Below are 10,907 nucleotides of genomic sequence, written 5' to 3'. Positions count from 1 at the left end.
TAGGTATCGACCGTGTACTCACCGTCGACCTGCACGCTGACCAGATCCAGGGTTTCTTCGATATCCCGGTCGACAACATCTACGGCTCGCCCGTACTGGTCGACGATATCGAGGACCAGCGTTTCGAGAACCTGATGATCGTCTCCCCGGACATCGGTGGTGTCGTGCGCGCACGCGCCGTCGCCAAGTCCCTGGGTGTCGATCTGGGTATCATCGACAAGCGCCGCGAAAAGGCTAACCACTCCGAGGTTATGCATATCATCGGCGACGTCGAAGGGCGCACCTGCATCCTGGTAGACGACATGGTCGACACCGCCGGCACCTTGTGCCACGCGGCCAAAGCCCTGAAAGAACACGGCGCTGCAAAGGTTTATGCCTACTGCACGCACCCTGTCCTGTCGGGCCGCGCGATCGAGAACATCGAGAAGTCGGTACTGGACGAGCTGGTGGTGACCAACACCGTTCCGCTGTCCGCCGCTGCTCAGGCCTGTGACCGTATCCGCCAGCTGGATATCGCACCGGTTGTCGCTGAAGCGGTACGCCGCATCAGCAATGAAGAATCAATCAGTGCGATGTTCCGCTAAGCGGAACCCGTATTGATGTGAAGCGCCCCGCCCCAACACGTGTTGGGGCGGGGCTTTTTTGCCATCCCCGTTGGCGCTGGTCGCAAACGCCCTCGGGGGGCTATTTTGGAGAAACAAAATGACTGATTTCATTCTGAACGCACAAGCGCGTACTGACCTGGGGAAAGGTGCGAGCCGCCGCCTGCGTCACGCGCTGAGCATCCCGGCCGTTGTATACGGTGGCGATAAAGAAGCCCAATCCCTGACCATCGTGGCCAAGGAAATCGCCAAGCTGTTCGAAAACGAAGCTGCCTTCAGCCACGTTATCGAACTGAACGTTGACGGCGCCAAGCAGAACGTCGTGGTCAAGGCCATGCAGCGTCACCCGGCCAAAGGCTTCATCATGCACGCCGACTTCGTTCGCGTCGTTGCTGGCCAGAAGCTGACCGCTGTTGTTCCAGTGCACTTCATCAACGAAGAAGCCCCGGTCAAGAAAGGCGGCGAGATCTCGCACGTTGAATCGCAGATCGAAGTTTCCTGCGAAGCCAAAGACCTGCCTGAGTTCATCGAAGTTGACCTGGCCAACGCCGAAATCGGCACCATCATCCACCTGTCGGACCTGAAAGCTCCTAAAGGCGTAGAGTTCGTAGCTCTGGCCCATGGTGATGACAAAGCTGTTGCCAACGTTCACGCTCCACGCGTTGCTCCAGAAGCTGAAGAAGGCGCCGCTGAGTAATCCACTCGCGCGCCGGTGTTGATCGGGTTACAGTGCCGCGCGCCCTGTAACCCAACAACTCCAAGGAAGAGCCCCTGACGTGACCGCCATCCAGTTGATCGTCGGCCTGGGTAACCCCGGCCCCGAATACGAACAGACCCGGCATAACGCAGGGGCTCTTTTCGTTGAACGCATTGCCAGCGCCCAGCGTGTTTCGCTGACCGCTGACAAAAAGTATTTCGGCCTGACGGCTAAGTTCAGCCATCAGGGCAACGACGTTCGTTTGTTGATCCCGACCACCTACATGAACCGTAGCGGCCAGTCCGTGGCGGCCTTGGCCAATTTCTTCCGCATCAAACCGGAAGCGATACTGGTGGCACACGACGAACTCGACCTGCCTCCGGGCGTTGCCAAGCTCAAGCGCGGCGGCGGCCATGGGGGGCACAACGGGCTGCGAGACATCATCGCGCAGCTCGGCAACCAGAACGACTTCTACCGCCTGCGGCTTGGCATAGGCCACCCGGGTGACGCCAAACTGGTCTCCAACTTCGTCCTGGGCCGCGCGCCGCGCGCCGAGCAGGAGAAGCTCGACGCCAGCATCGATTTTGCCCTCGGCGTGCTGCCGGACGTGCTTGCCGGCGACTTCGCCAAGGCGATGCGCGAGCTGCACAGCCAGAAGGCCTGATTTCCTAGAGAGGGGAATATCCATGGGTTTCAATTGCGGCATCGTCGGCCTGCCCAACGTCGGCAAGTCCACCCTGTTCAACGCCCTGACCAAGTCTGGCATCGCGGCGGAGAACTTCCCTTTCTGCACCATCGAGCCAAACAGCGGCATCGTGCCGATGCCCGATGCGCGCCTGGCGGCTCTGGCGGAGATCGTCAAGCCTAACCGCATCCTGCCGACCACCATGGAGTTCGTCGACATCGCCGGCCTGGTGGCCGGTGCCTCGAAGGGCGAAGGCCTGGGCAACAAGTTCCTCGCCAACATCCGCGAGACCGACGCCATTGCCCACGTGGTGCGCTGCTTCGAAGACGAGAACGTGATTCACGTTTCCAACAGCGTCGACCCCAAGCGTGACATCGAGATCATCGACCTCGAGCTGATCTTCGCCGACCTCGACAGCTGCGAGAAGCAGCTGCAGAAGGTTGCGCGCAACGCCAAGGGCGGCGACAAGGAAGCCCTGGCGCAGAAGGCCATCCTCGAAAAGCTGATCCCGCACTTCACCGAAGGCAAGCCTGCGCGCAGCCTGATGAAGAACATGGCTGACGACGAAAAAGCCGTCATCCGTGGTTTCCACCTGCTGACCAGCAAGCCGGTGATGTACATCGCCAACGTCGCCGAAGACGGCTTCGACAATAACCCGCACCTGGACGTGGTCAAGGCCATTGCCGAGGAAGAAGGCGCGGTGGTGGTGCCGGTGTGCAACAAGATCGAAGCGGAAATCGCCGAGCTGGACGACGGTGAAGAGAAGGACATGTTCCTCGAGGCCCTGGGCCTGGAAGAGCCTGGCCTGAACCGCGTGATCCGCGCCGGTTACGAACTGCTGAACCTGCAGACCTACTTCACTGCCGGCGTGCAGGAAGTACGCGCCTGGACCGTTCGCATCGGTGCCACCGCACCGCAGGCGGCCGGTGTCATCCACACCGACTTCGAAAAAGGCTTCATCCGCGCCGAAGTAGTGGCCTATGACGACTTCATCCAGTTCAAGGGTGAAGCCGGTGCCAAGGAAGCCGGTAAATGGCGCCTGGAAGGCAAGGACTACATCGTTAAAGACGGCGATGTGATGCACTTCCGCTTCAACGTCTAAGCGGCAGCCTGCAGTCCCAACAGAACCCCTTGAGGCCCACGCCTCAAGGGGTTTTGTTTTTCTGGATCTGCGAGCGGCCCGGTCCTTGAGCATCTAGACTTCGATCGAGCACTCTCCCGCCAGAGCCCATATCATGCCCGAAACACCTCGTGTCGGCTGGCAACGCTGGTTACCCGGCCTGGCGACCCTGCTCCATTACAACCCTGCCTGGCTGCCCAGGGACATCGCCGCCGGCCTGGTCCTTACCACCATGCTGGTACCGGTGGGTATCGCCTACGCCGAAGCCTCTGGCGTCTCTGGTATCTATGGCCTGTACGCCACCATCATCCCGCTGCTGGCCTATGCCCTGTTCGGCCCCAGCCGCATCCTGGTGCTAGGCCCGGACTCGGCCCTGGCCGCGCCGATCCTGGCGGTAGTGGTGCAATACGCTGCCAGCGACCCGCAACGCGCCATTGCCGTCGCCAGCCTTATGGCCCTGGTGGCGGGAGCTTTCTGCGTGATCGCCGGGCTGTTGCGCCTGGGCTTCATCACCGAGTTGCTGTCCAAGCCTATCCGCTATGGCTACATGAATGGCATCGCACTTACGGTACTGATCAGCCAGTTACCCAAGCTGTTCGGCCTCAAAGTGAACAGCGAGGGCCCCCTGCGCGACCTTTTGCTGCTGGGCCAGGCGTTGCTCAACGGCCAAGGGCACTGGCCAAGCTTCATCGTTGGCGCCGGTAGCCTGATGCTGATCATATTGCTGAAGCCTTTCAAACGCCTGCCGGGCATCCTCATCGCGGTGGTGCTGGCGACGCTGGCGGTGAGCCTGTTCAATCTCGACCAACTGGGCGTCAAGGTACTGGGCCAGTTGCCTCAGGGCCTGCCTAGCCTCGTCTTCCCCTGGGTAACAGACATCGATCTGGTCGAAGTGGTTTTGGGCGGTATTGCCGTAGCGCTGGTGTCGTTCGCCGATACCAGTGTGCTGTCACGCTCCTACGCCGCACGTCTGAAAATGCCCGTGAACCCCAACCAGGAAATGTTCGGCCTGGGTGTAGCCAACCTGGCCTCGGGGCTGTTCCAGGGCATCCCGATCAGCAGCAGCTCGTCGCGTACCCCGGTAGCCGAGGCTGCCGGGGCGCAGACCCAGCTTACCGGTATCATTGGTGCACTGGCGGTCACCCTCCTGCTGCTGCTCGCGCCAGACCTGATGCAGCATCTGCCTAACAGCGCACTGGCGGCAGTGGTGATTGCCGCGGCACTGGGCTTGTTCGAGTTCACCGATCTCAAGCGCATCTTCCGCATGCAACAGTGGGAGTTCTGGCTGTCGTTCACCTGTTTCGTCGGTGTTGCCGTGTTCGGGGCGGTTCCTGGTATATGCATAGCCGTGGTGATTTCGGTTATCGAGTTCCTGTGGGATGGCTGGCGGCCGCACCACGCGGTGCTCGGCCGTGCCGAGGGGCTGCGTGGCTACCATGACGTGCAGCGTTATCCACAGGCCCGTCGGATCCCGGGGCTGGTGCTGCTGCGCTGGGACGCGCCGTTGTTCTTTGCCAATGCCGAGCAGTTCCAGAGCACCGTGATGGCGGCGCTGGAAGCATCGCCAACACCGGTGCAGCGACTGGTGATTGCAGCCGAGCCGGTGACCAGCATCGACATCACTTCGGCGGACATGCTGGGCGAGCTGGACCGGGCGCTAGAGGCGCGTGGGGTGGAGTTGCAGTTTGCCGAGATGAAAGACCCCGTGAAGGACAAGATGCGCCGATTCGAGTTGTTCGAGCATATGGGCGAGAAGGCTTTTCACCCCACAGTGGGTGCGGCAGTAGATGCTTACCTGAAGGACACCGGGGTTGACTGGCAGCCGTAGGTTATCCTGCGCAGGTCCGGCGCCGATCGATCCAGATCAGCATGGCACTGGCATACACCGATACCGCCAAAAACAAGGCCATGCGCACCGCAAACGCTTTATACACATCCTGCCCGCCGGCGCTGTCCTGCACCGACTGCCCCAGCAGGATCAGCAGGGTGGTGATGCAGCTGACCCAGAACGCCGGACTCTGCCGGTTCGGCACCGCCTGGTACAACCGTCGCGCCTGCCAGAGAGCAAACAGCAGCACCCACAGAAAGAACATCCACACGTGCACAAACAGGCTCAGCGCCCCCCACAGCAGCATCGCCAACAACCCCGCCAGCAAGGTCGAGCCGATCAGCTCGCGGCTGGCGTGGCGTGCGCGGGTCTCGCCGGCCTGTTGCCCCACGCTCACCGCTTTCATGATCAGGGGCATGTACTGGTCTGGGGCTATCAGCGCCAGCAGAAAGGCAGGCATCACAATCAGCGTGGCACGCAGCGCCACCCAGCTCACATGCTCGCTGCCCAGTAGCGCAGGCGCCGGCTGCGGTGGCGCATTGGCAGGCTCGGGGAACAACGCATGCGCCGCTGCAGAGCCCAACACCGCCAGAAGCATGCCTTTGGCCAGCGCTTCGACCACCGACAGCGCCAAGCTGAAGTCGCTGGTGCCGGCAGCGGCAATCATGGTCAAGCCGATTACCAGCAGGTTGGCCAACAGGCCGTTGCCGCCCTTCAGCGCGTAGCGCAGGGTCAGGAACACCCCCACCCCCACCAGCAACACACCGCTCGCCGGGGCATGACGCAACAGCGGAATCAGCAGCAGCCCGCTGCCACAACTGAGCAGTACCAGCACCGCCAGGGCCGGCGCCGCCTTGAGTGGCAGCGGCTGGCTGCGCGTGGCCAGCAGCAGCACCGCGAACACCGGCGCCAGGATCGGCACCGGCAAACCCATGCCAAAGCTTGCGGCCAAGCACAACGCCACGCCCCAGGCCAGGCGCATGGCACGCAGGCCGCGCAGCTCAATAGGCATAAGATAGCCAGCTCATCAGCCACATGAACATCCGGCCCAGCACGTTCAACGGATTGCCTTCACCGGGCAGCGCCATGACCTCGGCCTGGCCGCCGACCCGCAGCGCGGTCTTGTCCTGCAGCTGGTCGCGCTCCAGTTCGACTATCACTGGAAAGCGTTGCGCCGAACGCAACCACTCGCGGCTGTTCTGCACAGTCGGCAGCGTGCCTGGCGGAGTGCTCTGGCCCACGCTCACGCCGTAGCCAATGCTGCGTATCCGCCCTTTCAGCACGGTGCCGGGCAATGCGTCGAGCACCACCAGCACCGGGGTGCCGGGGCGAAGGCGGCCGAGGTTGTTCTCGGTCATGTCGGCGCTGATCCACACGTCATGAATCGTGATCAGGGTCATCATCGGGCTGCCCGCCCCGACATAGTGGCCAACATCGGTGCGCAGGTCGGTGATCAAACCATTGGCATCGGCGCGCACCACGGTGCGAGCCAGGTCCAGACGGGTTTTTTCCACGTTGGCCGTCGCGCTGCGCAGTTGCGCGTTGTCGGCGTCGGCGCCGCCCTGCTGTTCACGGGCGCGCTCGACTTCGGCACGCGCCGCCGCTACCTGGCTTATGGCCTGGTCGCGCGTTGCCTGGGCGCCTTCCAGCCGACGCACCGATACCGTGCCGGGGTCTTCTTCGATCAACCGCTTGAGGCGCGCGGCGTCCTGCCGCGCCTTGCGCTCGTTGGCCTGGGCCGCCACCAGCGCGGCCTGGGCCGAATCAATGCCAGCGGTACTGGCGCCGATCTGCCGGCGCACGGTATCGAGATCGGCTTCGGCGCGGGCCAGGGCAATGCTGTACTGCTCTTGATCGAGCTCGAACAGTACATCACCCCGGCGCACTTCCTGGTTGTTGCCCACCGCCACGCGTTTGATCTGCCCGGCCACTTCAGCAGCGATCGGAACAACATAGGCCTGCAGCCGGGCCTGCTGGGTGTAGGGTGTAAAACGGTCGGCTAGCAGGTACCAGACCAGACTGACGATGATCAGAACAACTATCCAGCGCATGCCGCGGTCAGGGGCTGGCGGCGTTTGTGCGGCGTCGCTCATTTTGGCTCACCTTGTTCAGGGTTGGCAGCAGCCGGCTCGCTCAGCAGGTCGCCCCAATCGCTACGGTTCTCCATCTGCTGGCGGCTGGCAGGGTCGATCGGCTTGCGCGTGTTGTCCCAGCCGCCCCCCAACGCCTTGTACAGGCTCACCAGGCTACTCACCGCATTGCCTCGACTGACCAGGTAACCATCCTGTTGCTGCAGCAGCAGTTGCTGGGCGTCGAGCACGCGCTGGAAGTCGGCGAAGCCTTCCTGATACTGCGAACTGGCCAGGTTCAACGAACGCTGGGCAGCCTGAGAGGCTTCCTGGCGAATGCTGGCGCTTTGCAGCGAACGCACCAGGCCACTGGCGGCGTCGTCCGCCTCACGGGCGGCTTCGCGCACGCTCTGATGGTACAACTCGATCAATTGTTGCAGACGGGCATCCTCCACGCGGACGGCGTTCTTGCGCCGGCCGTAATCGAAGGGGTTCCAGATCAGGCTCGGGCCTGCGGCGAGCTCGAAGGTGTCGGGCAGGTGACTGGCCGACAACAAGGTCCAGCCGATACTGCCGAGAAGGCTCAGTTGTGGATAAAGGTCCGCCTCGGCCACGCCCACCAGCGCAGACTGCGCCGCCACGGCCTGTTCAGCGGCACGAATGTCCGGCCGCCGTTGCAACAGGCTGGCAGGTACGTCGTGAAGCACGGCGCGGTCCGGCAAAGGCAAAACGCCGTGTTGCGCATCCAGCTGGGGCAGCGGTCCTGGCGGACGACCCAGCAGCGAGCACAGCACGTTGCGCAAGGCATTGAGCTGGTTTTCGAACTCCGGGATGGTGGCCTGGGTGGCCAGATACTGGGTACGCGCCTGTTGCCAGTCCAGTTCGTCATTTTCACCGTGGCGGAACAGCCGTTCGGTGATCTCCAGGCTACGTGCCTGGCGCCGGGCGTTCTGTTGCGCAATATCCAGCCGCGCCTCGGCTGTACGCAGGGCGAAATAGGTGTCAGCCACCTGCGCTCGCAACAGCAGCATGGCGTCGGCGTAGTTGGCCTGGGAGGCGAAATAAACGGCATCAGCGCTTTCGATTGCCCGACTGAATCGGCCCCAGAAGTCGACTTCCCAAGCGATGTCGAAACCGACGCTGGCCTGCCAGAACACCGAGTCACGAGCGCTGGCAGTACCAGACTGGTTCTGCTTCAGGTACAAGCTCTGCGCACTCAACTGCTGCAATTGCGGATAGCGACCGGACTGCACGATGGCCAGTTGGGCGCGGGCTTCAGCGATACGCAGGCCTGCCACGCGCAGGTTGGTGTTATTGGTATCGGCCTCGGAAATCAGCGCGTTCAGCGTCGGGTCGGTGAACACCGCCCACCACTGGCGCAAATCAGGCGCCGCAGCGCTACGCACCGCCTGCTCTAGCAACGGCGTACTCCAGCTACCCAGCCACGGGGTCTGAGGCGCTGCGAAATCCGGCCCGACCCGGGTACACCCCACCAGCACAATCAGCAGCGCAAGGCCATGCCAGCGGTTGGCCATGGCAAGCTCAGGGCGCAGGTGGCGCCGGCTGCTCCGGCACCTGCAGCGCAACCCATTGCCAGAACAGTACGTAGGTCACGCCCAGGATCACCGGGCCGATGAACAAGCCGATGATGCCTTTGACCACCATGCCGCCCAGAGCCCCGATAAGCACCACTGGCATCGGCACATCAACCCCTCGCCCCAGCAACAGCGGCTTGAGCACGTTGTCGGCCAGTCCGGCGACGAAGGTGTAGATGGCGAAAATCACAGTCGCCACGGTGAAGCCTTCGGCGTTGAACACATAGATGATGACCGGCAGCGTAATCAAGGTAGCCGGTGCCTGGGCAATGCCCAGCATGAGGATGACAATGGCCAGCATCCCGGCCCCGGGGACGCCCTTCACTACAAAACCGACACCGATCAGCAGCATCTGAATAAAGGCAATGCCGATCACGCCTTGCGCCACTGCGCGTATGGTAGCCGTGCACAGTCTGGCCAGCGGCTTGCCACGCTCTTCGCCCGATACCCGCATGGCGATGCGCTGCGCTGCAACTTCGCCACGCTCACCAAAAGCCATGAGCACCCCAGAAATGATTATTGCTCCGATAAACAGCAGGAAGGCCCCGCCAGCACTGGCTGCAGCCCCCAGCAGGGTAAGCCCGGCGCCCTTGAGCTGGGGCATCCATTGGTTCAGGACGCTGGCCATGTTCTGGGAGGCGGCCAGCCAGAGCGCATGCACCTTCGGCCCGATCAGCGGCCAGGCAGCCACCGACTCAGGGGGTGAAGGCACACTCCAGGCACCGCTCCTGAGCAGGCCCACCATGCTGTCCACCGACTCACCGATGGACATCACTACCAGGTAGATCGGCACCAACAACACCAACAGCAGCAGCACCACCACCAGTGTCGCTGCATAGCCGTGCTTGAGCCCGGTGCGGTGCTGAAGGCGACGATGCAGTGGGTACAAGGTAATCGCCAGAATCATCGCCCACAGCATCAACTCCAGGAATGGCTGGAACGTCTGGAAGGCGAACACCACCAGAGCAGCCACCAGGCCAGCCTTGATGAGTACATCGAGCAACCCCCGTGACAGATTGCTGTCCAGCTTGAAACTCGGCTGCATGGATCACCTCCGAACACTCAGTGCGCCGCATGGCGCGGTCAGTGGCCCGTTTCAGGGCTTGGCTGCGCAGGGTTGTCATCACGCAACTGCCGGGCCAGGGCCATCATCACCAAGGGCACCACGGCCATCGACAAGGTGATGGCCAGTACCAGCAGATCGTGCACTTGCTGCGTCAGCACCTGATGGTCAAGCGCCAGCTTGAACACCACGAACGCAAACTCCCCGCCAGACGCCAGCACCACCGCCAGGCACAAGGCCTGGGCCCTGTTGAGCCCGCCCGCCGTGCGTGCCAGCCCAAACAGCAGGGGTAACTTGACTGCCATCAGCAACAATGTCAGACCCAACACTATCAGCGGCATGCCAAACAGCAGCCGCAGGTCGGCACTCATGCCGACACCGACGAAAAACAGCCCGAGGAGCAGGCCTTTGAGCGGCTCGATCTGGGTTTCCAGCTCATGTCGAAACGGCGAATCTGCCATCAGCACGCCAGCCAGGAAGGCGCCCAGCGCCATCGACACCCCCACATGCTCCATAAGCCAGGCCGCCCCCAGCACCACCAGCAACGCGGTAGCCGTCGACAGCTCTGGCAAACCCGAGCCGACCGTCCATTTGAAGACCGGGGTGAACAGGTAGCGGCCGAACACGATCAGCACGCCAATACCGGCCAATACCGCGAGCACCGGCCAGCCACGTTCTTCGGCGGCACTGCTATCCCCCCCCAGCATTGGCACCACGGCAATCAGTGGAATGGCAGCAATGTCCTGGAACAACAGAATTGCCACGGCCAGGCGCCCGTGTGGCTTGCCCAGGTCCTTGCGCTCGGCCAGTACCTGCAGGCCAAAGGCCGTGGATGACAAGGCCAGGCCCAGCCCCAGCACGATTGCAGCCGCCTTTGATTGGTCAAACAGGAAATAGGCGCACAGCCCCAGTAGCAGTGCCGTCAGGCCCACCTGCAATGTGCCAACGCCAAACAACGCCCGGCGCATGGTCCACAAGCGCCTGGGGGAAAGCTCAAGGCCAATGACGAACAACAGCATGACCACACCCATCTCCGACAGGCGTGCAACGTTGTCCGGGTTGTTCAGCAGGCCAAGCACCGAGGGCCCGATCAGCATACCGGCCAACAGATAGCCGGGGACTGCGCCCATTTTCAACCGCTGCGCAAGCGGCACAAGAAGCACCACAGCCAACAGGAACACCACTGTCGCCTGCAGCAAGCTGCCGTCATGTGGCATAGACTCGCACCCTCGCTATTGCCCGCAAGGG

General features: G+C 62.7%; 10 protein-coding genes. 5 read left to right on the top strand and 5 right to left on the bottom strand.

What is annotated here, in order from left to right:
- The 5 genes from HP547_RS07580 to HP547_RS07560 all read left to right on the top strand — a co-directional run.
- On the top strand, positions 1-584 hold a 584-nt coding region (locus HP547_RS07580), incomplete at its 5' end, for a ribose-phosphate diphosphokinase (protein ID WP_039603561.1).
- A gap of 118 nt (positions 585-702) precedes the next feature.
- Positions 703-1,299 carry a 50S ribosomal protein L25/general stress protein Ctc gene (locus tag HP547_RS07575; protein ID WP_172224524.1) on the top strand — a complete coding sequence of 199 codons (597 nt, stop codon included), beginning with the start codon at positions 703-705 and terminating at the stop codon, positions 1,297-1,299.
- A gap of 79 nt (positions 1,300-1,378) precedes the next feature.
- Positions 1,379-1,963 carry an aminoacyl-tRNA hydrolase gene (gene pth, locus HP547_RS07570; RefSeq protein WP_133331270.1) on the top strand — a complete coding sequence of 195 codons (585 nt, stop codon included), beginning with the start codon at positions 1,379-1,381 and terminating at the stop codon, positions 1,961-1,963.
- Between the two features lie 22 nt (positions 1,964-1,985).
- Positions 1,986-3,086 carry a redox-regulated ATPase YchF gene (ychF, locus tag HP547_RS07565; protein ID WP_172224527.1) on the top strand — a complete coding sequence of 367 codons (1,101 nt, stop codon included), beginning with the start codon at positions 1,986-1,988 and terminating at the stop codon, positions 3,084-3,086.
- Positions 3,087-3,219: 133 nt separating this feature from the next.
- The gene (locus tag HP547_RS07560) at positions 3,220-4,932 is read left to right on the top strand and encodes a SulP family inorganic anion transporter (RefSeq protein WP_172285938.1); all 1,713 of its coding nucleotides are present in this window, start codon (positions 3,220-3,222) and stop codon (positions 4,930-4,932) included.
- Position 4,933: 1 nt separating this feature from the next.
- Here HP547_RS07560 and HP547_RS07555 read toward each other — a convergent pair whose 3' ends face one another.
- From HP547_RS07555 to HP547_RS07535, 5 genes are read right to left on the bottom strand one after another with little or no spacing between them, the layout of a single operon-like run.
- Positions 4,934-5,944: a DUF2955 domain-containing protein gene (locus tag HP547_RS07555; protein WP_172224535.1), complete on the bottom strand. Its 1,011-nt coding sequence runs from the start codon at positions 5,942-5,944 to the stop codon at positions 4,934-4,936.
- On the bottom strand, positions 5,934-7,025 hold the full coding sequence (locus HP547_RS07550; protein ID WP_172285937.1) for an HlyD family secretion protein: 1,092 nt from the start codon (positions 7,023-7,025) through the stop codon (positions 5,934-5,936). Before HP547_RS07550 ends, HP547_RS07555 begins: the two co-directional genes overlap by 11 nt.
- Complete coding sequence (locus tag HP547_RS07545; RefSeq protein WP_172285936.1) at positions 7,022-8,536, bottom strand: efflux transporter outer membrane subunit; 1,515 nt, start codon at positions 8,534-8,536, stop codon at positions 7,022-7,024. Before HP547_RS07545 ends, HP547_RS07550 begins: the two co-directional genes overlap by 4 nt.
- Positions 8,537-8,543: 7 nt before the next feature.
- The gene (locus tag HP547_RS07540; RefSeq protein ID WP_172224544.1) at positions 8,544-9,641 is read right to left on the bottom strand and encodes an AI-2E family transporter; all 1,098 of its coding nucleotides are present in this window, start codon (positions 9,639-9,641) and stop codon (positions 8,544-8,546) included.
- Positions 9,642-9,679: 38 nt separating this feature from the next.
- A complete protein-coding gene (locus HP547_RS07535; protein WP_172285935.1) occupies positions 9,680-10,876 on the bottom strand; it encodes a monovalent cation:proton antiporter-2 (CPA2) family protein in 1,197 nt (398 codons plus the stop codon).
- Positions 10,877-10,907: the final 31 nt, after the last annotated feature.

This window comes from Pseudomonas sp. CM27 (assembly GCF_013179515.1).
Taxonomy (GTDB): domain Bacteria; phylum Pseudomonadota; class Gammaproteobacteria; order Pseudomonadales; family Pseudomonadaceae; genus Aquipseudomonas.
Note: the sequence above shows the minus strand (reverse complement) of the source record. Positions and strands in the feature narration are given on the sequence as shown.

Coding starts and splice junctions, on each gene's coding strand:
- HP547_RS07575 (WP_172224524.1), top strand. CDS start 703: ATGACTGATTTCATTCTGAACGCACAAGCGCGTACTGACCTGGGGAAA.
- ychF (WP_172224527.1), top strand. CDS start 1,986: ATGGGTTTCAATTGCGGCATCGTCGGCCTGCCCAACGTCGGCAAGTCC.
- HP547_RS07560 (WP_172285938.1), top strand. CDS start 3,220: ATGCCCGAAACACCTCGTGTCGGCTGGCAACGCTGGTTACCCGGCCTG.
- HP547_RS07555 (WP_172224535.1), bottom strand. CDS start 5,944: ATGCCTATTGAGCTGCGCGGCCTGCGTGCCATGCGCCTGGCCTGGGGC.
- HP547_RS07550 (WP_172285937.1), bottom strand. CDS start 7,025: ATGAGCGACGCCGCACAAACGCCGCCAGCCCCTGACCGCGGCATGCGC.
- HP547_RS07545 (WP_172285936.1), bottom strand. CDS start 8,536: ATGGCCAACCGCTGGCATGGCCTTGCGCTGCTGATTGTGCTGGTGGGG.
- HP547_RS07540 (WP_172224544.1), bottom strand. CDS start 9,641: ATGCAGCCGAGTTTCAAGCTGGACAGCAATCTGTCACGGGGGTTGCTC.
- HP547_RS07535 (WP_172285935.1), bottom strand. CDS start 10,876: ATGCCACATGACGGCAGCTTGCTGCAGGCGACAGTGGTGTTCCTGTTG.